Source organism: Dickeya parazeae Ech586, assembly GCF_000025065.1.
GTDB lineage: Bacteria > Pseudomonadota > Gammaproteobacteria > Enterobacterales > Enterobacteriaceae > Dickeya > Dickeya zeae.
Genome location: NC_013592.1, coordinates 1,125,243 through 1,148,713 on the forward strand (window position 1 = coordinate 1,125,243; position 23,471 = coordinate 1,148,713).

20 protein-coding genes are annotated in these 23,471 nt (G+C 52.1%); 7 read left to right on the forward strand and 13 right to left on the reverse strand.

Annotation, left to right across the window (positions count from 1 at the left end; all coding sequences use genetic code 11):
• Nucleotides 1-62: 62 nt before the first annotated feature.
• Genes dxs through xseB form a run of 3 tightly spaced genes read right to left on the reverse strand, consistent with a single transcriptional unit; the run spans nucleotide 63 to nucleotide 3,114 of the window.
• Nucleotides 63-1,925: a 1-deoxy-D-xylulose-5-phosphate synthase gene (dxs, locus tag DD586_RS05075; RefSeq protein WP_012883743.1), complete on the reverse strand. Its 1,863-nt coding sequence runs from the start codon at nucleotides 1,923-1,925 to the stop codon at nucleotides 63-65.
• A 32-nt stretch (nucleotides 1,926-1,957) separates the two neighbouring features.
• Nucleotides 1,958-2,869 (reverse strand): (2E,6E)-farnesyl diphosphate synthase, encoded by a 912-nt coding sequence (gene ispA / locus DD586_RS05080; RefSeq protein WP_012883744.1) that lies wholly within the window; start codon nucleotides 2,867-2,869, stop codon nucleotides 1,958-1,960.
• Nucleotides 2,866-3,114: an exodeoxyribonuclease VII small subunit gene (gene xseB / locus DD586_RS05085; RefSeq protein ID WP_012883745.1), complete on the reverse strand. Its 249-nt coding sequence runs from the start codon at nucleotides 3,112-3,114 to the stop codon at nucleotides 2,866-2,868. The genes ispA and xseB overlap by 4 nt, the downstream gene beginning before the upstream one ends.
• Nucleotides 3,115-3,382: 268 nt before the next feature.
• Between xseB and thiI the strand changes: the two genes are divergently transcribed.
• Nucleotides 3,383-4,831 (forward strand): tRNA uracil 4-sulfurtransferase ThiI, encoded by a 1,449-nt coding sequence (gene thiI / locus DD586_RS05090; RefSeq protein ID WP_012883746.1) that lies wholly within the window; start codon nucleotides 3,383-3,385, stop codon nucleotides 4,829-4,831.
• A gap of 67 nt (nucleotides 4,832-4,898) precedes the next feature.
• On the opposite strand, the gene yajL is transcribed toward thiI, so the two are convergent.
• Nucleotides 4,899-5,495: a protein deglycase YajL gene (yajL, locus tag DD586_RS05095; RefSeq protein ID WP_012883747.1), complete on the reverse strand. Its 597-nt coding sequence runs from the start codon at nucleotides 5,493-5,495 to the stop codon at nucleotides 4,899-4,901.
• Nucleotides 5,458-6,378: a 2-dehydropantoate 2-reductase gene (panE, locus tag DD586_RS05100; RefSeq protein ID WP_012883748.1), complete on the reverse strand. Its 921-nt coding sequence runs from the start codon at nucleotides 6,376-6,378 to the stop codon at nucleotides 5,458-5,460. Before panE ends, yajL begins: the two co-directional genes overlap by 38 nt.
• A gap of 181 nt (nucleotides 6,379-6,559) precedes the next feature.
• Between panE and DD586_RS05105 the strand changes: the two genes are divergently transcribed.
• Entirely contained in the window at nucleotides 6,560-7,051 is a 492-nt protein-coding gene (locus DD586_RS05105) for a YajQ family cyclic di-GMP-binding protein (protein WP_012883749.1), read from the forward strand.
• Between the two features lie 154 nt (nucleotides 7,052-7,205).
• Here DD586_RS05105 and DD586_RS05110 read toward each other — a convergent pair whose 3' ends face one another.
• From DD586_RS05110 to DD586_RS05145, 8 genes are all read right to left on the reverse strand, one after another.
• Nucleotides 7,206-8,579 carry an MFS transporter gene (locus DD586_RS05110; protein WP_012883750.1) on the reverse strand — a complete coding sequence of 458 codons (1,374 nt, stop codon included), beginning with the start codon at nucleotides 8,577-8,579 and terminating at the stop codon, nucleotides 7,206-7,208.
• 150 nt (nucleotides 8,580-8,729) lie between these two features.
• Complete coding sequence (gene cyoE / locus DD586_RS05115; protein WP_023639160.1) at nucleotides 8,730-9,620, reverse strand: heme o synthase; 891 nt, start codon at nucleotides 9,618-9,620, stop codon at nucleotides 8,730-8,732.
• Nucleotides 9,621-9,636: 16 nt separating this feature from the next.
• The gene (locus DD586_RS05120) at nucleotides 9,637-9,969 is read right to left on the reverse strand and encodes a cytochrome o ubiquinol oxidase subunit IV (protein ID WP_012883752.1); all 333 of its coding nucleotides are present in this window, start codon (nucleotides 9,967-9,969) and stop codon (nucleotides 9,637-9,639) included.
• Nucleotides 9,969-10,583 carry a cytochrome o ubiquinol oxidase subunit III gene (locus DD586_RS05125; RefSeq protein WP_012883753.1) on the reverse strand — a complete coding sequence of 205 codons (615 nt, stop codon included), beginning with the start codon at nucleotides 10,581-10,583 and terminating at the stop codon, nucleotides 9,969-9,971. The genes DD586_RS05120 and DD586_RS05125 overlap by 1 nt, the downstream gene beginning before the upstream one ends.
• Entirely contained in the window at nucleotides 10,573-12,564 is a 1,992-nt protein-coding gene (gene cyoB / locus DD586_RS05130; RefSeq protein WP_012883754.1) for a cytochrome o ubiquinol oxidase subunit I, read from the reverse strand. Before cyoB ends, DD586_RS05125 begins: the two co-directional genes overlap by 11 nt.
• Nucleotides 12,565-12,583: 19 nt before the next feature.
• A complete protein-coding gene (gene cyoA / locus DD586_RS05135; protein ID WP_012883755.1) occupies nucleotides 12,584-13,534 on the reverse strand; it encodes a cytochrome o ubiquinol oxidase subunit II in 951 nt (316 codons plus the stop codon).
• A 514-nt stretch (nucleotides 13,535-14,048) separates the two neighbouring features.
• Nucleotides 14,049-15,518: a muropeptide MFS transporter AmpG gene (ampG, locus tag DD586_RS05140; protein ID WP_012883756.1), complete on the reverse strand. Its 1,470-nt coding sequence runs from the start codon at nucleotides 15,516-15,518 to the stop codon at nucleotides 14,049-14,051.
• A 57-nt stretch (nucleotides 15,519-15,575) separates the two neighbouring features.
• Nucleotides 15,576-16,154, reverse strand: a complete 579-nt coding sequence (locus tag DD586_RS05145; protein WP_012883757.1) for a lipoprotein — start codon at nucleotides 16,152-16,154, stop codon at nucleotides 15,576-15,578.
• A gap of 343 nt (nucleotides 16,155-16,497) precedes the next feature.
• Here DD586_RS05145 and bolA point away from each other — a divergent pair, with 343 nt between their 5' ends.
• The 5 genes from bolA (at nucleotide 16,498) to lon (ending at nucleotide 23,443) form a co-directional block, all read left to right on the forward strand.
• Entirely contained in the window at nucleotides 16,498-16,812 is a 315-nt protein-coding gene (gene bolA / locus DD586_RS05150) for a transcriptional regulator BolA (RefSeq protein WP_012883758.1), read from the forward strand.
• 362 nt (nucleotides 16,813-17,174) lie between these two features.
• Complete coding sequence (gene tig, locus DD586_RS05155) at nucleotides 17,175-18,479, forward strand: trigger factor (protein WP_012883759.1); 1,305 nt, start codon at nucleotides 17,175-17,177, stop codon at nucleotides 18,477-18,479.
• Between the two features lie 386 nt (nucleotides 18,480-18,865).
• Nucleotides 18,866-19,489: an ATP-dependent Clp endopeptidase proteolytic subunit ClpP gene (gene clpP / locus DD586_RS05160; RefSeq protein WP_012883760.1), complete on the forward strand. Its 624-nt coding sequence runs from the start codon at nucleotides 18,866-18,868 to the stop codon at nucleotides 19,487-19,489.
• 127 nt (nucleotides 19,490-19,616) lie between these two features.
• Complete coding sequence (gene clpX, locus DD586_RS05165) at nucleotides 19,617-20,891, forward strand: ATP-dependent protease ATP-binding subunit ClpX (RefSeq protein WP_012883761.1); 1,275 nt, start codon at nucleotides 19,617-19,619, stop codon at nucleotides 20,889-20,891.
• A 188-nt stretch (nucleotides 20,892-21,079) separates the two neighbouring features.
• Nucleotides 21,080-23,443, forward strand: a complete 2,364-nt coding sequence (gene lon, locus DD586_RS05170) for an endopeptidase La (RefSeq protein ID WP_012883762.1) — start codon at nucleotides 21,080-21,082, stop codon at nucleotides 23,441-23,443.
• The last annotated feature ends 28 nt before the right edge of the window (nucleotides 23,444-23,471 follow it).

A 23,471-nucleotide genomic window follows, 5' to 3' on the forward strand; every position in this document is an offset into this window, starting at 1 on the left:
CGCTGCCAGCGATAAAAAAACCGGGATATTCCCGGTTTTTTTCTGCCTGTTGGTGGCCAGTATCAGGCCAGCCAGTTTCGAATGCGACGTTCGATGCCAGCGGCATCCAGCGACAGCTCGGTACGGATTTCCGCTTGTGAGCCCTGCGGAATAAATATATCGGGCAGGCCCAGATTGAGTACGGGGACGGGCAGACGATTCGCCATCAGGTATTCATTCACACCGCTACCGGCACCGCCCATCACGGCATTTTCTTCCAGCGTCACCAGCACATCGTGGCTGGCAGCCAGCGAGGCGACCAGCGCTTCATCCAACGGTTTGACGAATCGCATGTCCACCAGTGTGGCGTTGAGCGCGTCGGCTACCTGTTGTGCTTCTGGTAACAGCGTACCGAAATTCAGAATCGCAATCTTCTCGCCCTGACGTTTAACGACGCCTTTGCCGATAGGCAGGGTTTCCAGCGGTGTGAGTTCCACACCCAACACATTGCCGCGTGGGTAACGAACCGCACACGGCCCCTGCTGATAGTGATAACCGGTATGCAGCATCAACCGGCATTCGTTCTCGTCGCTGGGTGTCATGATCACCATCTGTGGAATACAGCGCAGGAACGACAGGTCAAACGCGCCCTGATGCGTTTGACCATCTGCGCCAACGATGCCGCCACGATCGATAGCAAACAACACCGGCAGGTTCTGAATGGCGACATCATGGATGACCTGATCGTAGGCACGTTGTAGGAACGTGGAATAAATCGCCACGACCGGGCGATAACCGCCAATCGCCAGGCCAGCAGCAAAGGTCACCGCATGTTGCTCGGCAATGGCGACATCAAAGTACTGCTGCGGGTAGGTGCGCGAGAACGATACCATGCCTGAACCTTCACGCATGGCTGGGGTAATGGCCATCAGCCGGGAGTCTGCTGCTGCGGTTTCTTTCAGCCATTCGCCGAAAACGGCGGAATAGGTCGGCAGCGCTTCTTTATTCTTCGGCAAGGTGCCACTGGCCGGGTCGAATTTCGGTACGGCATGCCAACTGATCGGGTCCTGCTCAGCGGGGGCATAGCCTTTGCCTTTCTTGGTCATGATATGCAGCAACTGCGGGCCTTTCAGACTGCGCATATTCTTCAGGGTATGCACCAGTGATTGCACGTCATGCCCATCAACCGGGCCGATATAGTTAAAGCCCAACTCTTCGAACAGTGTACCCGGTACCACCATTCCCTTCAGGTGTTCCTCGGTACGCTTGACCAATTCTTTGATCGGCGGCAGGCCGGACAACACTTTCTTGCCACCCTCACGCAAGGTGGAGTAGAGCTTGCCAGAGAGCAATTGCGCCAGATGGTTGTTCAGGGCACCGACATTCTCGGAAATCGACATTTCGTTGTCGTTCAGAACCACCAGCATGTCCGGTTTGATATCACCAGCATGATTCATGGCTTCAAACGCCATACCGGCGGTGATCGCGCCATCACCAATCACACAGACGGTGCGCCGCCCCAGGCCTTCGCGCTCTGCCGCCACCGCCATACCGATACCAGCGCTGATGGATGTGGAAGAGTGACCGACGCTCAGGACGTCATACTCGCTTTCGCCACGCCACGGGAACGGGTGTAGCCCGCCTTTTTGGCGAATAGTCGCGATACGATCACGCCGCCCGGTCAGGATCTTGTGGGGATAAGCCTGATGACCGACATCCCATACCAGATGGTCGAAAGGCGTGTTATAGACATAATGCAACGCCACAGTCAGCTCGACTGTACCCAGACCTGAGGCAAAATGCCCGCTTGAGCGGCTGACGCTGTCCAACAGATACTGTCGCAGTTCATCGCACAATTTAGGCAGGCTTTCCCGTGGCAGCAGGCGCAGTTCCTCAGGGTTTTCCGCCAGCGCCAGCGTAGGGTATTTCGCTATATCAAAGGTCATTGGATACTCATCAAGCGGTATTGGTATTAAAATTATTTATCGCGTTCAACGACATAGTTCGCCAGCGCTCGCAGCGGGGCAATGGCTGCGGGTCTGTCCAGCGTGTCTTCCAGTTCATGCAGTGCCGAGAGCGACTCTTTGCACAACTCCCGGGCTTTTTGTTTGGCTTGCTCCAGCCCCAGCAACGCCGGGTAAGTGCTTTTACCGAGTTGTTGGTCGGCACCCTGACGTTTACCGGTGGTGGCACTGTCACCAATCACATCGAGAATATCGTCTTGCACCTGAAAGGCCAGTCCGACAGCGTTGGCATAACGATCGAGGTAAGGCAGAGCAAGACGCCCACGCTCACCGGCAGCCAGGGCACCCAGCCGTACCGACGCACGAATCAGCGCTCCGGTTTTGTGGCGATGGATACGTTCCAGTGTTTGCAAATCAACCTGATGGCCTTCCGCTGCCAGGTCCAGCGCCTGACCGCCGCACATCCCCGCCACACCGCTGGCGCTGGCCAGCTCGGAGATCATCGCCAGTCGGTCACGGTCGCTGACGTGTGGCATCGGTGCGTCAGCCAGAATGGAAAACGCCAGCGTTTGCAGGGCGTCACCCGCCAGAATCGCCTTGTCTTCGCCAAACCTGACATGGCAGGTTGGCTGCCCGCGCCGCAGATCGTCATCGTCCATGGCGGGTAAGTCATCGTGGATCAGAGAATAGGCGTGGATACATTCAACGGCAGCCGCCGGTGCATCAAGGCTGTCTGGCGAGACTGCGAATAACTGGCCGGTGGTATAAACCAGAAACGGTCGTAGCCGCTTGCCCCCCAACAGTGCGCCATGCGCCATCGCTTCCACCAGTGGACTACTCTGAAAAGGCAGGGTGGAAATGAAATGGTTGAGTGCGGCGTCGATACGCTGATGATGCGCTGCAAGCTGCTTGAGAAAATCTGTCATAACGGCTCATTATCCGGCGTAAAAGGTGTCAGGGCGGTATCGGGATCGTCATTGAGCAGAATCTGAACGCGTTGTTCAGCCTGCTGCAGTTTTACTTGTCCCTGACGTGCAAGCTGGACACCCTGTTCAAAGGCATTCAATGCCTCTTCCAATGGAAGCTCGCCCGACTCCAGACGCGACACAATCTGTTCCAGTTCGGCGAGTGAGCTTTCAAAGCTGACGGGTTGTTCAGTTTTTTTCGGCATATTCGTTTCCGGATCCTGTTTATACGCGCCTGTCGGCGCCGACGCTACCGGATTGTCACGGTAAGCGCCCTTATGGTGCGCAATTATGCGCTTAATCTGCGCAGCTTACCGCAATATGGTGGTATACTCCGCGCCCTGGATGCTATTGGTAACGCCACCCGGCTCGGGATAGTGTGTTACCAATAACGTAACTTTAGCGCTCAGGGTGCCCGCGTGTTGTCCGCGTACCCGTGTTTCACGCCTTCAGAATTAACTAACAATAGCCGCCATGAAGTTTATCATTAAATTGTTCCCGGAAATCACCATCAAAAGCCAATCTGTGCGGTTGCGCTTTATAAAAATCCTTACCGGTAACATTCGTAACGTTTTAAAACAGTATGATGAAACGCTGGCGGTTGTCCGTCACTGGGATCATATCGAGGTTCGTGCCAAAGATGAAAGCCAGCGCGTAGCGATACGTGATGCGCTGACACGCATCCCCGGCATTCATCATATCCTTGAGGTGGAAGACTGCGCCTATACCGATATCCACCATATTTTTGAACAAACGTTGGCCACTTACCGTGATCAACTGGAAGGCAAGACATTCTGCGTGCGGGTGAAACGTCGTGGTAAACACGATTTCAGCTCTCAGGATGTGGAGCGTTATGTCGGCGGTGGGTTGAATCAGCATATCGAGAGCGCACGGGTTAACCTTACCGCGCCTCAGGTCACGGTGCATCTGGAAATTGACCAGGATCGCCTGTTGCTGATCAAAGGGCGTTATGAAGGCATCGGCGGTTTCCCGATCGGTACCCAGGAAGATGTGTTGTCGCTGATTTCCGGCGGGTTCGATTCCGGTGTTTCCAGCTATATGCTGATGCGTCGTGGCTGCCGGGTTCACTATTGCTTCTTTAATCTCGGTGGGGCAGCGCACGAAATCGGCGTACGTCAGGTCGCGCATTATTTGTGGAACCGATTTGGCAGTTCACACCGGGTGCGGTTTGTCGCGATTGATTTCGAGCCGGTAGTCGGTGAAATCCTGGAAAAGGTGGACGACGGCCAAATGGGCGTGGTGCTCAAGCGCATGATGGTGCGTGCCGCGTCACGGATTGCTGAACGTTATGGCGTGCAAGCGCTGGTCACCGGCGAAGCGCTGGGGCAGGTATCCAGCCAGACGCTGACCAACCTGCGTCTGATTGATAATGCCTCGGATACACTAATCCTGCGGCCGCTGATTTCTCACGACAAAGAACACATTATTCGTCTGGCGCGAGAATTGGGTACGGAAGATTTCGCCAAGACCATGCCTGAGTATTGCGGCGTGATCTCCAAAAGCCCGACGGTGAAGGCGGTGAAAGCCAAAATCGAGCACGAAGAAAGCCTGTTTGATTTCTCGATTCTCGACCGCGTCGTGTCACAGGCGCGCAATATCGATATCCGTGAGATTGCTGAACAAACCCAGCAAAGTGTGACCGAAGTGGAAACCGTTGATGCCTTTGCCGCAAGCGATATTCTGCTGGATATTCGTTCACCCGATGAGCAGGACGAACACCCGTTGGCAGTGGAGCACGTTGAGGTGAAATCACTGCCATTCTATAAGCTGGGGACACAGTTCGGCGATTTGGATCAGAGCAAAACCTATCTGTTGTATTGTGAGCGTGGGGTGATGAGCCGTTTGCAGGCGTTGTACCTGCGTGAGCAGGGGTTCAATAACGTTAAGGTCTATCGTCCCTGAGGTGATCCCTGCGTTCGCTACCAGCAAAAAGCGCCATCATTCGGCGCTTTTTGTTTTTGTACGGCAATCAGGCCGGGTCCTGATAATTGTAGATCCCCGGCGGCAGAACCAGTTGTGCGGCGATTTCTGCGGCCTTGCTCTTACCTAGCAACAAATCGATTAGCTTCAGCGCAAAGTCGATGCTGGTCCCCGGTCCCTGACTGGTCAGCAGATTGACGCGTGGGTCGAATACCACCCGTTTTTCCAGCCATTTTTCTGGTGAAATCTGCTCTTTCAGTGCGGGGTAACCGGTCATGTTACCGACAGGAAACAACTGGTGATGCTCCAGCACCACAGCGGGCGAAGCACAGATCGCCGCGACGATTTTTCCTTCCTGATGAGTCTGGCGCAGGCGTTCAACCAGCAACGGGCTGTCGCGGAAACACTCGGCGCCTTGCAGGCCACCGGGCAATACCACGGCATCAAAGTCATGATCGGCGACGGCGACCAGCGGCGCGTCAGCAAGCAGTTTCACACCACGGGAACAGGTGATCTCTGTGTTGCCATCGCTCGCGACGCTGGCCGTGGTCACAAGGATCCCCGCCCTGACCAGCAGGTCGATGGTGGTCACGGCTTCGATTTCTTCGCTACCAGGCGCCAGACAGACCAGAACCGAGGCGGTCATATTCATTCTCCTTTCGTTTGATATAGTCGAACAGGCGGTTGTTTTCTGGCAGGGCGAGTCCGTGGGCGCGAGCGCGACGCAACAGGTAACCGGTGATGTAGTCGATTTCCGTATGACGCTGCGCCAGCACGTCCTGACGCATTGACGATGTGTTGGCCGCGGTGTTCTGAATGATTTGATTCACATAAAGCAGCAGGCTTTCCGACGAGGTATGGAATCCTTCACGGTCCATGACCAGCGCCACTTCCTGGCAGAGTGCGGCTATTTTTTCCGGATAAGCCTGCAACTCGCCGTTGGTGCACTGGTATTGCACGGTCAGCGGATTGATGACGCAATTGGCGGCCAGTTTCAGCCAGCAGGTTGCCGCAATATGAGTGTGCCAGGCAACGTCAGGCAGTGCCTGATGCAGCGTTTCAGCCAGCTGGCTTTGTTCTTCTTCATGGTGTGTGGTACGGCCAAGTGAACCGATGTGGGTTACGCCTGCCGCGACGTGTACTACTGTTGAGACGTCACGCCGTGCAGCATGAGTGGTGACGCCTAATAATAATGGTTGGCTGATTGGCGGCAGTTCTTCCCAGGTACCCATTCCGTTATGCAACAATAAAATAGTACAGTCGGGGCGTAGCCGAGGGAGCAGGGTGACAAGTGCATCGGAGACTTGCCATGCCTTTAGCGTGACCAGCAGTAATTCACTTTGCGCCAGATGTTCTGCGTTGTTGGCTGTCAGATTAAGGTTACAACGCTCACCGCTGAGCATCGTAACGTTAATCTGGCAGGAGACTTGCGGAATGCGCAACCACCCTTGTACATCATGCCCTTGCCGATGTAACGCGTTAAGCCAGAGTTGACCGATGGCGCCACAGCCAAGAACGGTAATTTTCATCCACACTTTCCTTTATCGAGCCAGCTTGTATCTGTCGGCCTATCATCTTTCTAACCTATCATAAAGTATTCTGCTGCCGTCTGCCGCTGCTTGTCGCCACGAAGGCGGTAAGGTCGGTGAAGTTTGCTTATTGGGCGTGAGCGGTTATCATGCTCGGCAGCTATTGTCAGGAGAAAAAATTATGCCATCTTTCGATATTGTTTCGGAAATCGATATGCAGGAAGTCCGCAATGCGGTGGAAAACGCGACCCGTGAACTGGGTACTCGCTGGGATTTTCGTAATGTGCCTGCCAGCTTTGAGCTGAATGAAAAAGCACAAACCATCAAGGCGACCAGTGAATCAGATTTTCAGGTTAAGCAATTGATTGAAATCATAAGGGAAAAGCTGGCAAAACGCGGAATTGAGGGCGGTTCGCTGGATATTCCTGAAGACATGGAACACAGTGGCAAAACCTACAGTGTGGAAGCGAAGCTCAAGCAAGGCATTGAAACTACGCTGGCGAAGAAAATCGTTAAACTGATTAAAGACAGTAAGCTCAAAGTTCAGGCCCAGATCCAGGGTGAACAAGTCCGTGTTACCGGGAAATCCCGCGATGACCTGCAAGGTGTGATTGCGCTGATACGTGGTGCTGATTTGGGGCAACCCTTCCAGTTTAACAACTTCCGCGATTAAACCGGCTGCCGATATGGCAGCAATACACGACATAACCAAAGGCACCGTCTCGGTGCCTTTGGTTTTTCAATCGATGAGGTGGTTTGGGTTGACCCTATTGAGGGTGTGACTGCGGCTCTTTTTCCTTTATAGGCGGTTAGCCGGTCAGGAAAAGTTAGCCAGCCGTCTGACCGACTAGCTGTTCCAACTGCTGCCGATTGGTTTTGCTGCGATCAATTTTCACATAGGCGCTGAGTTCGTCCGGTACGATCACCACATCTGCCACGCCAGGATGTTGTTGCAGTTTATCGGACAGCTTACTATCGCGTAGCGCTTCATCCGGTAGGGTAATGCGCAAGCTACTCAGATATGGTGGTTCCTGCATGGTGACGCTGACCAATAACCAGATAACCCCCAGCAATGCGCCCGCACTGAATACCAGTGACGCGCCATGCAGGTCATACAGCGCGCCGCCAAGACTACCGCCAATTGCCACCCCCATAAATTGGGTGGTGGAGTAAACCCCCATGGCAGTACCTTTGTAGCCTGCTGGCGACTCTTTGCTGATAAGAGATGGCAACAGTGCCTCCATGACATTGAACCCCAGAAAAAACAACTGAATGCCGATAAACAGCTGCCACAGTGCATGGTTGCCTGCTTGCAGTAAAACCAGCTCTGCGGCAATGATTATTATCACGCAAACAATAAACACCTGCTTCATGCGGCGTTTAACTTCCGCATAAATGACAAATGGCACCACGGCAGCGAACGATATCAGCATCGTGGTCAGATAGACTTTCCAGTGGTCTTGCGGTGCCAGACCTGCTTGCTCCATGACTCTCGGTAAAGCGACAAAGCTCGACATCAGCAGAATGTGCAGGCACATGATGCTGAAGTTGAGTTTTAGCAAGCGAGGGTTGGCTAGCACTTTGGCGACACCGCCACGCACGATGGCCGACTCACGGTTAAGCACATGGGAAGGGGCAGAGGGAATGACTGCCAGCGTGATGGCGATAGCCAGCAGCGCCAGCAGCGCAATTCCCCAAAACAGCGCATTCAGCCCTAGCGCATGGGTAACAATCGGGCCGACAACCATGGCAATCGCAAACGTAATACCGAAGCTGACGCCGATAAACGCCATGGCTTTGGTGCGGTTTTGTTCACGTGTTAAGTCTGACAGCAGCGCCATGACCGCAGCAGAAATCGCCCCGGAGCCTTGCAAGGCACGCCCCAGAATAATCCCCCAAATGGAATGGCTGAGTGCGGCGATGACACTACCCAACACAAATATCAGTAAACCGCCAACAATGAGCGGTTTGCGACCAATACGGTCAGACATGAGCCCGAATGGGATTTGAAAAACCGCCTGCATCAAGCCATAAATGCCGATGGCTATGCCAATCAGTGACTCGCTGGCACCCTGCAGAGCCATACCGTAGGTGGTGAGTACCGGGAGCACCATGAACATGCCAAGCATGCGAAGTGAAAAAACCAGACCCAGTCCCCATGTTGCCCGCTGTTCAATCGGGGTCATGCGATTATCGTTCATTGCTACCTCTGATATTTTATCAGCGCTATTTTAGTGTCCGTGCCAGAAGGCGTAAACGACGGGTTTGTTTCCGTATTTGGCAAAGCAGGGGAGGGGAGATAAAAAAACAGACGGGCAAGCCCGTCTGTCTGGTCGTATAGACTGATGAGATCAGTGCAGGTAGGTCAGCAGCGTGTCCTGCATCGGTGTCATGGAATCGACTGACATCATGACGCTCAATGACGTAATGGCGACAATAGAGAACAAGAACAGCTTTTTGGCCCAGGCACGATCGTCGTTCGGGCGTTTGTAGCCGGATAACGCCATGCCAAGCCACCAAACGCTGACCGCTGCTGCCACCACCAGGTATTTGTAACCAGCATAACCGCCCAATGACAGCATCAATGTAGCAATCATAAACGCCAGGATATACAACGTAATATGGTGCTTCGCGACGGAAATGCCTTTGACGACCGGTAATACCGGGATATTCGCTGCCTGATAATCTTTAAAGCGGAAAATCGCGATGGCGTAAGAGTGCGGCATCTGCCACAGACTGAAAATCAGCAACAGGATCAGTGCGCCAGCGTCAAACTGATTGCTGACGGCGCAGTAGCCGATAACCGGCGGTGCCGCACCGGACAGACTGCCAATCAATGTGCCATAAACTGAATGGCGCTTCATGTACAGGCTGTAAACACCGACATATACCACAAACCCCATCACCGCCAGCCACATGGCCAGCGGATTTGCCGCAAGATACAGTAACGCGAAGCCAGCAATACCTAACAGCGACGCATAAACCAGCGTATTTTTAAGCGGAATCAGCCCCTTGACCAGAGCCCGATTCTTGGTCCTCTCCATTTTTTTGTCGATGTCGCGATCGATAACGTTGTTAAAGACGCAACCAGATGCAACAACCAGCGATACCCCGATCAGGGTCGCGACAAACAGTGGGTAGTTAATGGTGCCTTTGGCTGCCAGTAAAAAACCACCGATAACGGAAATCAGGTTGCCAAAAATAATGCCGGGTTTGGTGACCTGCAGGTATTGCTTAATCATCATGTAAAAGGCTCGGTTACTGAATCATCATATTGTGGTGCGCGTTCATCATGATCCAAATGGATCCCACCACCACAATTGCGATAATCAGGGCGGTAAACACGATGGCTACCAGATTCCAGCGCTCTTCTGATGAGGTGTTGAGATGCAGGAAGTACACCAGATGAACCAGGATCTGGATAACAGCGCAACCCAGCACGGTTAACAGAATGGCGCTATGGGACGCCGAACTATTCATCACCAGACCGAATGGAATGACGGTCAGGATGATGGACAGGACGAAACCAATCAGATAGGACTTCACGCTACCGTGGCTGGCGCCTGCATGATCGTGTGTGGAATGACTCATTACATCGCCCCCATCAGATAAACAACAGTGAAGACACAAATCCATACCACGTCAAGAAAGTGCCAGAACAAGCTCAGGCACATCAGACGGGTTTTGTTGGTGCTGGTCAGGCCGTATTTCGTTACCTGAATCATCATGATAGCGATCCAGATAAGGCCTGAAGTCACGTGGATACCATGAGTACCAACCAGCGCAAAGAAGGAAGACAGGAATGCACTGCGGTCAGGGCCTGCGCCTTCTACGATCAGGTGGTGGAATTCATAGACTTCCATCCCGATAAACACCAGCCCGAACAGGAAGGTCAGACCCAGCCAGGCGTTAACCTGGCTCTTGTTACCTTTGTTCATGGCAATCATCGCCATGCCGTAAGTAATACTACTAAACAGCAGTGCGAAGGTTTCCACCAGCACGAACTTCAGATCGAACAGTTCTTTGCCCGTTGGGCCGCCAGCGGTACCGTTCACCAGAACGGAGTAGGTGGCGAACAACATCCCGAACAGGATGCAGTCGCTCATCAGGTAGATCCAGAAACCGAAAACCTTATTGGAGCCGGTATCGTGGTGCCCATGCTCGGCATGGGCTGCATTGTGATGAGTTAACGTATCAGTGGACATTTTTCACGCCTGCCTTGCTGAGTTTATCGAAGTTTTGATTTTCGATGTGTTCGACCTCGTTAACCGGCACGTAGTAGTCCACGTCCTGATTAAAGCTGTGGGCTATCCAGGTTACAATCATGCCCACAAAACCGATGATCGCCAGCCACCAGATGTACCAGATCATCGCAAAACCAAATACCAGACTGAATGCGGAGATGATTACGCCCGCACCGGTATTTCTCGGCATATGAATTTCTTCATACTGTGCCGGTTTGCGATAGGCTTCACCTTTTTCCTTCATTTCCCAGAACGCATCGCGCTCTTGAATATGCGGCACGATGGCGAAGTTATAGAACGGCGGCGGTGAAGACGTTGCCCATTCCAGCGTGCGAGCATCCCACGGGTCGCCAGTCAGATCGCGGTTTTGATCGCGGTCGCGGATACTGACGGCAAACTGGATAATCTGGCACAGCACACCGAGTGCAATCAGACCGGCACCGACGGAAGCGACCACCAGCAGCGGGTGAAATTCCGGGTTGATCTGCTGGCTCAGACGACGCGTCATCCCCATGAAGCCCAGTGCGTACAGCGGCATAAAGGCAACGAAGAAGCCGATGATCCAGCACCAGAACGCGCGTTTACCCCAGGTTTCATTCAGCGTGAAGCCAAATGCTTTCGGGAACCAGTAAGTGATACCGGCAAAGCAGCCAAATACCACACCACCGATGATCACGTTATGGAAGTGAGCGATCAGGAACAGACTGTTATGCAGTACAAAGTTAGCGCCCGGAACGGCCAGCAGTACCCCAGTCATACCACCGATGGAGAAGGTGATGATGAAACCGGTGGTCCACAGCATGGCAGAATGCGGTTGAATACGCCCTTGATACATGGTGAACAGCCAGTTGAAGATTTTAACCCCAGTCGGGATTGAAATAATCATCGTCGCTATACCGAAGAAGGCGTTGACGTTGGCTCCAGAACCCATGGTAAAGAAGTGGTGCAACCAAACGATGAACGACAGAACGGTAATTGCGATGGTTGCCCATACCAGTGAGGTATAGCCAAACAGGCGTTTTTTACAGAAGGTTGCCACCACTTCGGAGTAAATACCGAAGACCGGCAACACCAGAATGTACACTTCCGGATGGCCCCAGGCCCAAATCAGGTTGATGTACATCATCATGTTGCCACCCATATCATTGGTAAAGAAATGGGTGCCGAGGTAACGGTCCAGCGTCAGTAACGCAATGGTCACCGTCAGAATCGGGAACGCAGCAATAATCAGTATGTTGGTGCACAGCGCCGTCCAGGTAAACACCGGCATTTTCATCAGACTCATGCCAGGCGCGCGCATTTTCATGATGGTGGCGAAGAAGTTAACACCAGTCAGCGTCGTACCGACACCGGAAATCTGGAGACTCCATATCCAGTAGTCTACCCCCACACCAGGACTGTACTCCTTACCCGACAACGGCGGATAGGCCACCCAACCGGTCTGGGCGAATTCCCCGATACCTAACGACAGGTTGATCAGGATAACGCCGGCAACAAACAGCCAGAAGCTCAGTGAGTTCAGGAAGGGGAAGGCCACATCACGTGCGCCGATCTGCAACGGCACGGCCAGGTTCATCAGACCGACGACAAACGGCGTTGCCACGAAGAAAATCATGATAACGCCATGCGCGGTGAAGATCTGGTCATAGTGGTGGGGGGTAAGGAAACCCGCTTCACCAGCGGAAGCCAGCACTTGCTGACCACGCATCATCACGGCATCAGCAAAACCACGCAGCATCATCACCAAACCGACGATGATGTACATGATACCGATTTTCTTATGGTCTACAGAGGTGAACCACTCGGACCACAGCCATTTCCATTTACCGAAATAGGTAACGGCAGCCAGCAGCGCCAATCCACCTACAATGATTGCCGCCACCGTGACCATGATAATCGGCTCATGGTAGGGGATCGCATCAAGAGTTAATTTTCCGAACATCGTTTATCCCTCGACTCCTTTAATGAGAGGAGTGCTCGCTCATGTTCATGCCCTGGTGATTCTGCATGCCTTCTTCTTTTTTAGGCTCGCTTTCAGCACCATGCTGCATGTTCATGTTGTTGCCAATGAATTTGGTAATGATCTGGCGGAACAAATCAGGTTGTACCTGAGAGTAGTACTCTACCGGATGGTACTCGGTAGGCTGTGCCAGTTTGTTAAAGTCATTCATCGTGCTCAGCGTCTTGGATGACTTGCGTACATTCTCAACCCATTGGTCAAAGGCTTGCTGATCCGGGGTCGCAATGGCAGTGAACTTCATGCCAGAGAACCCTTGGCCACTGTAACCACCAGAGATACCGTCGTATTTGCCCGGCTCGTTGGCGATCAAGTGCAACTGGGTCTGCATGCCGGCCATGGCGTAGATCTGACCACCAAGACGCGGGATAAAGAAGGAGTTCATCACCGTGTCGGATGTAATCTTGAAATTGACCGGAACATTGGTCGGGAACGCCAGTTCATTGACCGTGGCGATGCCAAGATCCGGGTAAATGAACAACCATTTCCAATCAAGAGACACCACTTCAACATTAATGGGTTTGACCGTGGAATCCAAAGGCTTGTACGGATCAAGCGAATGGGTAGTTTTCCAGGTGATCGTCCCAAGGATGAGGATAATGATGATAGGGACCGTCCAGACAACGGCTTCGATTTTGTTTGAGTGCGACCAGTTTGGCGTGTACTTCGCTTTTTCGTTGGAGGCTCTGAACTTCCAGGCGAAGGCAATCGTCATAATGATCACCGGGATAACAACGATCAGCATCAAACCGAGTGCTGTCAGTATCAACGAACGTTGCTCTAACCCGACTTGTCCTTTGGGGTTCATCAATGCCATATCGCAACCACTAAGAAACAGTGTGGTGGCGATTAAAGACAACATCCCAAAAATTTTATTGTATTTCCTGAGTCTCATCTAGCGACCTCAATTACAAGGGCTCTATTGTCATTTCACGCGAGCGGGCATTTTACGGGAAGGTTACCGCACTGTAAACATCATTAAAGAGATGTCAGTCCGCTGTTTACAAATTTTGCCTGACCTGTCACACGTGAGCTACATTTCACAAAATTACTTTTAAAAACAGTGGGTAAACCGCCTACAGAAAAAGTATGTATCGCTTTTCAGGAATTACAACTATTCCTGAATATTATTTTATCTGAGTGTTAATATTTCGTTTCTGTAACGTTGCGTAAATTAATGTGGGCGACAGGATTTATTAAAGACAATGAAATAAATGTTTTTTGCCGTATGCCTGGAGAGAAAAATAATTTAATAAAGTGATAATAGATAATGAGGGTGTGTTTTTTAGCGATATCGCTTACCTGCCTCAGACGATGAAGTAAGCGAGTGCTCCTACCTTATCCTGACAGATGAATGTATGAGGCAGTGCACAACCGTGTTTACACATCACTGCTTTGTGCTGCCAGGTTTACCGGCGTTGTAAGGACAGATAATCAAGCAGAGCACCCAGCAAAACCGCCATTGCCGCCAGTGTTGCGCCTGTCGCCATCAGCATGTTTTTGGCACGTCCGCTCTCCAGCCAGCCCAATCCCAGCATGCCCCAGACAAGCAGGCCACCGACAAACACAATACAACCGATGAAAAACAGGCGGGAAGCCAATAGATAAAGGTGTGGATAGGCGTTACGACGCAGAAATTCGCCGCCTGATTGCACCTGTTCTAATGATGAACGACAGATACTCAGCAGGAGAAGTCCTGGGATAGCGATGATGATTGAAAACAGGTAAAACCAGGCCCACCCATACAGTTCTACAAACCAGCCAGCAATCGGACCGACATAAACCCGCCCCACAGCCGACAGTGCGGACAACAAGGCGAACTGGGTGGCGGAAAATGATTTGTTACAAAGCGTCATTAAGAGCGCCACGAAGGCGGCAGTTCCCATACCACCACACAGGTTTTCCAGAAACACCGCGCAGGCCATGGTGAACAGGTGTTTATCGGTGATGGCTAGCACCCAGTAACCGGCGTTCGAGACCGCCTGTAGCAGGCCGAACAGCATCAATGACCGAAATAGCGTCCAGCGCTGCATCAACACACCGCCGTACAACGCACCGATAATAGTGGCGAACAAGCCCAGCGTCTTATTAACTAACCCGACATCGCCCGGATTGAAGCCGACTCCGCGAATTAAGAAAGGTGTACTGAGGCTGACGGCAAACGCATCCCCCAGTTTGTACAACACGATCAACAGTAAAATTAGCCAGGCATTATCGCGGCCGAAAAAATCTTTCAGCGGCGCTAAGACCGCCTGCTCCAGCGAGCGAGGGGCCGGTTCGCTCATGGCAGGCTCCGGCGACAGCCAGGTTGCCAGTGTGCACAGTAATAAAAGACCAGCCATCAGCCAGTAGGTGGCATGCCAGCCGAGAAAACGATCGGCTATCCATAATGCCAGCCCGCCGGAAACCAGCATCGCCAGGCGATAACCTAAAACGGAAATAGCCGCGCCGCTGCCGCGTTCTTCTGGCGGTAACACGTCGGTTTTATACGCATCAAACACAATGTCCTGTGAGGCGGAACAAAATGCGATGATGACCGCCAGTAACGCCAGCCACCATAAATGATGTGCCGGGTCTACGGTGCCGATGGCGATGATGGTGGCTACCAGCAACAGCTGTGTGACCAGTAGCCAGCCACGCCGACGTCCCATAAACGGCGGCGTGTAGCGATCCATCAGCGGCGACCACAAAAACTTGAAGACATACGCCTGCCCCACCAGAGAAAAGAAACCGATGGTTTTCAGGTCCACGTTTTCCACCGTCATCCACGCCTGCAACGTACCGGAGGTCAGAGCCAGTGGTAAACCAGAGGCGAACCCTAAAATCAGAAGAATGACACTGTTGCGTTCACGGAAAAGCGAAAAAAAGCGGCTGAGCATGCGAGGTCCTTTTCCCTTGCCCCAGGAGGAGCAAGGGAGGTGAGACGGAATAAACCGTTATCGGGAGTTGGTTTTGATGAAGGTACTGATGCTGGTGTCCTGAGCCATGTCACTGATGACATCGCTCAGCACCTGATTGACCGACTCGGTAATCTTGCTGTTCGTGGCGGTAAGCGCGCCCTGTACATTATAGCTGGCACGGTAGTTCTTGATTTGCTTATTGCCATTGGCGGCTTGTGCGATGATAGAAATATCGGCACGAGTGGTAATGTTGTAGCGCAGGTTCCCTTCAGAAACATCCGCATACAGCTTGTTAACCACCACTTGCAGTGCTACCGGGCCGCCAGTGCCTATCATATAACCACGGGCAGACATCTGTTTCTCCAGCACTTCCTGCAACAGGAACCGCAGATCGCGTGATGGCATCAGCGTGATCAGTTGGCCGTCGCGATTGACCCTGGCCAGCGACTGGTCGGCACGTTGGTCTGCGCCATTAATGCTGATAGTTACCCCCATCAGGGTTGGATCCTGCGACGGCAGGGCAATTTTCGGGGTGACGTCCAGCGTGTTGCTTTTACTGGCGCATCCTGCCAGCACGAGTGCGGCGAACAACGGGAAAATGAATTTTTTTAACATGCGTGTCTTCTCGTCATAAAACGGTGGTTGGCGGATAAATATAGTTCGGTATCATATCATCGTCTTGGACAAGGGAAAGAGCAGAAAGTGGCCAGTATCCTGCTGAGCTTGCATCATTTTTTTCCATTGTGCTTGACGTAAAAGCTGTCTGGCACCGACGACTGGCATTTCAGCGAGATGCATTTCGGCGAGATATAGTGCAGTCCGTAGCCACGTATCCAGACCAGCGATGATTCCATTAATAATCAAAAAATGACTGAAATTGAAGTGGATAAGCGTGCAATCAGTAATAAAGGCCGCTTTGTCGAGAGCAGTTTCACTGATACCTGAAAAAGGTCACCCTATGATTCGCGAAACAATAGAAGCTAAGTTGCGTACCGAGTTCGAACCGCAACATATTGAAGTGATTAATGAAAGTTATCGCCATAATGTACCCGCTGGTTCAGAAAGCCATTTCAAAGTGGTGCTAGTCAGCGAGCGTTTTTCCGGTGAGCGGGTCATCGGCCGTCATCGTGCGATTTATCGCGTATTGGCTGATGAATTGGCAGGCCCGGTTCATGCGTTGGCATTACATACCTATACACCCCAAGAGTGGCTTGATTTACAAATGGCGGTGCCGTCTTCCCCACCTTGCGGCGGCGCGGGGTTAGACCGCTGAAATCAGGTGTCTCTCTACTTCTGTGAAGATGCGCATGACGGTGTGTATATGCCCGCTGGTGCATCACCGGTTGAGGGCATTGCGGTAATAAAAGGTGGTAATACTGGGCAGAGACAGGTGAAAAGTGTGAAAGTCCTCTGTCAATAGTCTGGTTACTCTCCTCGACTCGGTCTATTGATGCCGCTATAATGCCGCGTCTTATTTTCCGGAATGTATTCGGGACGCTTCTGACTATAGGGAACGGGTCCGCTAAAGTGGCCGTTCTGGTTCTGTGAGACTGTGATCAGCAAGGTTGCCCCAGGGCGCTTTATGAAAACGGCCTCTGAGGTTGACCGAGAACTGTGATTTTTTGAGGTAACAAGATGCAAGTTTCAGTTGAAACCACTCAAGGCCTTGGGCGCCGCGTAACGATTACTGTTGCTGCTGACAGCATTGAGAATGCCGTTAAGAGCGAACTGGTCAGTGTGGCTAAAAAAGTTCGTATCGACGGTTTCCGCAAAGGCAAAGTGCCGGCGAAAATTGTTGAACAGCGCTATGGCGCTTCCGTCCGTCAGGATGTACTGGGCGATCTGATGCAGCGTCACTTCGTTGATGCCATCATCAAAGAAAAAATCAATCCGGCTGGCGCACCGAACTATGTTCCGGGCGAATACCAGGTCGGTGGCGATTTCACCTACTCGGTAGAGTTCGAAGTTTATCCGGAAGTTGAGCTGAAAGGCCTGGACACTATCGAAGTTGAAAAACCGCTGGTAGACGTGTCTGACGCTGACGTTGACGGCATGCTGGACACCCTGCGTAAACAGCAGGCGACCTGGAGAGACGCCGATCGCGCTGCAGCGGCTGAAGACCGTGTAACCATCGATTTCACCGGTTCTGTTGGCGGTGAAGAGTTCGAAGGTGGCAAAGCGTCTGATTTCGTACTGGCCATGGGTCAGGGTCGTATGATCCCGGGCTTTGAAGACGGCATCGTCGGTCACAAAGCCGGTGATGAGTTCACTATCGATGTGAAATTCCCGGAAGATTACCACGCTGAAAACCTGAAAGGTCAGGACGCTAAGTTCGTTATCGTTCTGAAGAAAGTGGAAGAGCGTGAACTGCCGGAACTGACTGCTGATTTCATCAAACGTTTTGGCGTTGAAGACGGTTCTATTGACGGTCTGCGCGCTGAAGTACGCAAAAACATGGAGCGCGAACTGAAAGGCGCTATCCGTAATCGCGTGAAGTCTCAGGTTATCGACGGTCTGGTCAAAGCCAATGAGATTGACGTGCCGGCTGCATTGATCGACGGCGAAGTCGACGTACTGCGTCGTCAGGCGGCTCAGCGTTTCGGTGGCAACGAGAAGCAGGCTCTGGAACTGCCGCGTGAACTGTTCGAAGAGCAGGCTAAACGCCGTGTCGTTGTTGGTTTACTGCTGGGCGAAGTGATTGAGTCCCACGAACTGAAAGCTGACGAAGATCGCGTTAACGTACTGATCGACGAAATCGCCTCCGCGTATGAAGATCCGCGTGAAGTGGTTGAGTACTACAAGAAAAACAAAGAAATGATGAACAACATGCGTAACGTCGCTCTGGAAGAGCAGGCGATTGAAGCGCTGTTGTCTAAAGCGAAAGTGGTAGAAAAATCAGTGAGCTTCAATGAGCTGATGAATCAGACGACCGCTGCCTGATTACGATTTTTACCTGATATCGTTTCTTCAAAAGCCCGCAGCCTGTGCTGTGGGCTTTTTCCTTCCCGAGTACAGTAAACCGTTGGGCGTGCTGTTAGTTCCTGTCAAATCTGCACTATGATTAATAACGATTAATCAGGGCGTCATTCGATATGCTTTCGGCGCAGGATATCGCTTTAACCGAAATGAATCACTGGTGTAATCTTGAAAAAGGACGCATCGGTCCCCAACTGGTTAAATAACTGCGTAGATCGCATCGTCAGGGACATTCGCCTGATTCCGGCAACACAGAGATGGCTAACTGCGAGTCTTAGCATGGTCATCACTTTCTATCTCAAGTAGAATCAGGGTATATGCGCCAAATGCATTTTATCTAGGAGACGTTAATGTCATACAGTGGCGAACAAGAAAAACTGGCCCCGCACATGGCTTTGGTGCCGATGGTGGTTGAGCAGACTTCGCGTGGGGAGCGTTCTTACGATATCTATTCCCGGCTCCTGAAGGAGCGTGTGATCTTTCTGACTGGTCAGGTTGAAGATTACATGGCTAACCTGATTGTGGCGCAGATGCTATTTCTGGAAGCCGAGAACCCCGAGAAAGATATCTATTTGTACATTAACTCTCCGGGTGGCGTGATTACTGCCGGTATGTCGATTTACGACACCATGCAGTTCATTAAACCGGATGTCAGTACCATTTGTATGGGGCAGGCAGCGTCAATGGGGGCTTTCCTGCTGACAGCCGGTACCAAAGGCAAGCGTTTCTGTCTGCCGAACTCTCGGGTGATGATCCATCAGCCGTTGGGGGGATTCCAGGGGCAGGCGACGGATATTGAGATTCATGCCAAAGAGATCCTCAAGGTGAAAGCCCGGATGAATGAGCTGATGGCCAAACATACCGGTCAGTCTCTTGACGTGATAGAAAGGGATACGGAGCGTGACCGTTTCCTCTCTGCCGCCGAGGCAGTAGAGTACGGGTTAGTAGATTCTGTATTGACCCATCGTGAATAACGCCATTGATGCGAAATAGCCCGATGACGCGGGTTGTCGGCCGTTATGATAGCTGGCTGGTGTTTGTTGTGGCGCGATTGCTATGTGGTTGGCCTGCGGGCAAGAGACTAAAGAAGAGGTTTGACTCATGACAGATAAGCGCAAAGACGGTTCAGGGAAGCTGCTGTACTGTTCTTTCTGCGGCAAAAGCCAACACGAGGTTCGTAAGCTCATTGCCGGGCCGTCAGTGTATATCTGCGATGAATGTGTTGACTTGTGTAACGACATTATTCGCGAAGAAATTAAAGAAGTAGCGCCACACCGTGAGCGCAGCGCGTTACCGACGCCACACGAAATCCGCCGTCATCTTGATGACTATGTTATTGGTCAGGAGCAGGCGAAAAAGGTATTGGCGGTTGCCGTCTACAACCACTATAAACGTCTGCGCAATAGCGACAGCAACAATGGTGTTGAGCTTGGCAAAAGCAACATTCTACTGATTGGTCCGACGGGTAGCGGGAAAACGTTGCTGGCGGAAACGCTGGCCCGTTTCCTGGATGTACCTTTCACCATGGCGGATGCGACTACGCTGACTGAAGCCGGTTATGTGGGTGAAGACGTCGAGAATATCATTCAGAAGTTGCTGCAGAAGTGCGATTACGACGTACAGAAAGCGCAGCGTGGTATTGTTTATATCGATGAGATCGACAAGATTTCCCGCAAATCCGACAACCCATCCATCACGCGTGATGTGTCCGGTGAAGGTGTTCAGCAGGCACTGCTGAAGTTGATTGAAGGGACGATCGCCGCTGTTCCGCCGCAAGGTGGCCGCAAGCACCCACAGCAGGAGTTCCTGCAGGTTGATACCTCCAAGATCCTGTTTATTTGTGGCGGTGCATTCGCCGGGCTGGACAAGGTCATTGAGCAGCGTACTGATACTGGCCGCGGTATTGGCTTTAACGCGACAGTGAAAGGCGTGTCCCAGAAAGCGACAGAGGGTGAATTGCTGGGCCAGGTTGAACCGGGTGATTTGATCAAGTTTGGTCTTATTCCTGAGTTTATTGGCCGTTTGCCGGTGGTTGCTACGCTCAAAGAGCTGGATGAAGACGCATTGATCCAGATTCTTCGCGAGCCGAAAAATGCGTTGACCAAGCAGTATCAGGCGCTTTTCAAACTGGAAGGTGCTGAGCTGGAGTTCCGTGACGAGGCGTTGACTGCCATTGCGAAAAAAGCAATGGCACGTAAAACCGGTGCACGTGGTCTGCGTTCTATCGTGGAAGCGGCACTGCTGGAAACCATGTACGATCTGCCTTCACTGGAAAACGTGGATAAAGTGGTGGTTGATGAGTCTGTCATTTCAGAACAGACCGAACCGTTGCTGATTTACGGCAAGCCTGAAGCTCAGCAGGCATCTGGTGAATAATTAGCCTAAAAAACAACGCTGAACGATAAAATGGGGGAATTTAGTCCCCCATTTTTTTTTACACACGTTCAGTCGTTGAATGTAAGACATTTATCCCCATATACTCGATTACCTATAGGTGAAACCCGTGATGCACGTGTTCCACGGATTCCCTTAACCTGGCGGAAACGAAACTAAGAGAGAGCTCTATGAACCCTGAGCGTTCCGAACGCATAGAAATCCCCGTATTGCCGTTGCGCGATGTGGTGGTTTATCCGCACATGGTCATTCCGTTGTTTGTTGGTCGGGAGAAATCAATTCGGTGCCTTGAAGCGGCTATGGATCACGACAAAAAGATCATGCTGGTGGCACAGAAAGAAGCCTCAACGGATGAGCCTGGTGTTAACGATCTTTTCTCGGTAGGGACGGTCGCCTCTATTCTTCAAATGCTGAAATTACCCGACGGCACCGTTAAAGTGCTGGTGGAAGGGTTGCAGCGCGCGCGCATCACCACACTCTCCGATAGCGGGGAGCATTTTGCGGCCCAGGCGGAATACCTGGAGTCGCCGGCAATTGAAGAGCGTGAGCAGGAAGTGCTCATGCGTACGGCCATCAATCAGTTTGAAGGCTACATCAAACTGAACAAGAAAATTCCTCCTGAAGTATTAACATCGCTTAATAGTATTGATGATGCGGCGCGTCTTGCCGACACCATTGCTGCCCACATGCCGCTGAAGCTGGCGGACAAGCAATCCGTGTTGGAAATGTCCGATGTGACTGAGCGCCTGGAATACCTGATGGCGATGATGGAATCCGAAATTGATCTGCTGCAGGTGGAAAAACGGATCCGTAGTCGCGTTAAAAAACAGATGGAAAAAAGCCAGCGCGAGTATTACCTGAATGAGCAGATGAAGGCCATCCAGAAAGAGCTGGGCGAAATGGATGACGCGCCTGACGAGCAGGAGGCGCTGAAACGTAAGATTGAATCCGCCAACATGCCAAAAGAGGCCCGCGAGAAAGCGGAAGCGGAATTGCAGAAACTGCGCATGATGTCACCGATGTCGGCGGAAGCGACCGTAGTTCGCAGCTACATCGACTGGATGGTACAGGTACCATGGCAGGCTCGCAGCAAAGTGAAGAAAGACCTGGTGAAAGCCCAGGAAATGCTCGACAGCGACCACTATGGTCTGGAGCGTGTCAAAGAACGAATCCTCGAATATCTCGCAGTACAGAGCCGGGTTAGCAAGATAAGAGGGCCGATCCTGTGTTTGGTAGGGCCGCCGGGGGTAGGCAAAACCTCTCTGGGCCAGTCTATTGCCAAAGCCACCGGGCGCAAGTATGTCCGCATGGCGCTCGGCGGCGTACGTGATGAAGCGGAAATCCGCGGTCACCGCCGTACTTATATCGGTTCTATGCCGGGTAAACTGATCCAGAAGATGGCGAAAGTGGGCGTGAAAAACCCATTATTCCTGTTGGATGAAATCGACAAGATGTCTTCTGACATGCGTGGCGATCCGGCTTCTGCTCTACTGGAGGTACTGGATCCGGAACAGAACGTGGCATTTAACGATCACTATCTGGAAGTGGACTATGACCTGTCTGACGTGATGTTCGTCGCGACGTCTAACTCCATGAACATTCCGGCACCGCTGCTGGACCGTATGGAAGTGATCAGACTGTCTGGCTATACCGAAGATGAAAAACTCAATATTGCGCGTCAGCACTTGCTGCCCAAGCAAATTGAACGTAACGCCCTGAAAAAAGGCGAGTTGACGGTTGAAGATAGTGCCATCATCGGCATCATCCGCTATTACACCCGTGAAGCCGGGGTGCGTAGTCTGGAGCGCGAAATCTCCAAACTGTGCCGTAAAGCGGTGAAATCGCTGATGATGGATAAAGCCATCAAGCACATCCTCATCACCGGCGATAACCTGAAAGAGTATCTTGGCGTCCAGCGCTACGATTACGGCCGGGCGGATGAAGAAAACCGTGTTGGTCAGGTAACCGGTCTTGCCTGGACAGAGGTCGGTGGTGATCTGTTAACGATCGAAACCGCTAGCGTACCGGGCAAAGGCAAACTGACCTATACCGGCTCGCTGGGCGAGGTAATGCAGGAGTCAATTCAGGCTGCCTTGACCGTGGTACGCGCCAGAGCGGAAAAGCTGGGTATCAATTCCGATTTTTACGAAAAACGCGATATCCATGTGCATGTACCGGAAGGGGCGACACCGAAAGATGGCCCGAGCGCCGGTATTGCGATGTGTACTGCGCTGGTGTCTTGCCTGACGGGTAATCCGGTACGTGCAGATGTGGCGATGACCGGTGAAATTACCCTGCGTGGGCTAGTGCTGCCGATTGGTGGGTTAAAAGAGAAACTGCTGGCGGCGCATCGTGGTGGTATCAAGACCGTGCTGATTCCGGAAGAGAACAAGCGCGATCTGGAAGAGATTCCACAGAATGTGATTGCCGATCTGGAAATCCACCCGGTAAAACGCATTGAGGAAGTGCTGACGATTGCTTTGCAGAACTCGCCTTACGGTATGGATGTGGTAAAGACGGCTAAGAAGAAATAGTGACCTATAGCAAAAACCACTGAGAAAA

Coding starts and splice junctions, on each gene's coding strand:
- DD586_RS05105 (WP_012883749.1), top strand. CDS start 6,560: ATGCCATCTTTCGATATTGTTTCGGAAATCGATATGCAGGAAGTCCGC.
- DD586_RS05125 (WP_012883753.1), bottom strand. CDS start 10,583: ATGTCCACTGATACGTTAACTCATCACAATGCAGCCCATGCCGAGCAT.
- yajL (WP_012883747.1), bottom strand. CDS start 5,495: ATGACCGCCTCGGTTCTGGTCTGTCTGGCGCCTGGTAGCGAAGAAATC.
- clpX (WP_012883761.1), top strand. CDS start 19,617: ATGACAGATAAGCGCAAAGACGGTTCAGGGAAGCTGCTGTACTGTTCT.
- panE (WP_012883748.1), bottom strand. CDS start 6,378: ATGAAAATTACCGTTCTTGGCTGTGGCGCCATCGGTCAACTCTGGCTT.
- cyoB (WP_012883754.1), bottom strand. CDS start 12,564: ATGTTCGGAAAATTAACTCTTGATGCGATCCCCTACCATGAGCCGATT.
- DD586_RS05110 (WP_012883750.1), bottom strand. CDS start 8,579: ATGAACGATAATCGCATGACCCCGATTGAACAGCGGGCAACATGGGGA.
- tig (WP_012883759.1), top strand. CDS start 17,175: ATGCAAGTTTCAGTTGAAACCACTCAAGGCCTTGGGCGCCGCGTAACG.
- ispA (WP_012883744.1), bottom strand. CDS start 2,869: ATGACAGATTTTCTCAAGCAGCTTGCAGCGCATCATCAGCGTATCGAC.
- thiI (WP_012883746.1), top strand. CDS start 3,383: ATGAAGTTTATCATTAAATTGTTCCCGGAAATCACCATCAAAAGCCAA.
- dxs (WP_012883743.1), bottom strand. CDS start 1,925: ATGACCTTTGATATAGCGAAATACCCTACGCTGGCGCTGGCGGAAAAC.
- lon (WP_012883762.1), top strand. CDS start 21,080: ATGAACCCTGAGCGTTCCGAACGCATAGAAATCCCCGTATTGCCGTTG.
- clpP (WP_012883760.1), top strand. CDS start 18,866: ATGTCATACAGTGGCGAACAAGAAAAACTGGCCCCGCACATGGCTTTG.
- bolA (WP_012883758.1), top strand. CDS start 16,498: ATGATTCGCGAAACAATAGAAGCTAAGTTGCGTACCGAGTTCGAACCG.
- xseB (WP_012883745.1), bottom strand. CDS start 3,114: ATGCCGAAAAAAACTGAACAACCCGTCAGCTTTGAAAGCTCACTCGCC.
- DD586_RS05120 (WP_012883752.1), bottom strand. CDS start 9,969: ATGAGTCATTCCACACACGATCATGCAGGCGCCAGCCACGGTAGCGTG.
- ampG (WP_012883756.1), bottom strand. CDS start 15,518: ATGCTCAGCCGCTTTTTTTCGCTTTTCCGTGAACGCAACAGTGTCATT.
- cyoA (WP_012883755.1), bottom strand. CDS start 13,534: ATGAGACTCAGGAAATACAATAAAATTTTTGGGATGTTGTCTTTAATC.
- DD586_RS05145 (WP_012883757.1), bottom strand. CDS start 16,154: ATGTTAAAAAAATTCATTTTCCCGTTGTTCGCCGCACTCGTGCTGGCA.
- cyoE (WP_023639160.1), bottom strand. CDS start 9,620: ATGATTAAGCAATACCTGCAGGTCACCAAACCCGGCATTATTTTTGGC.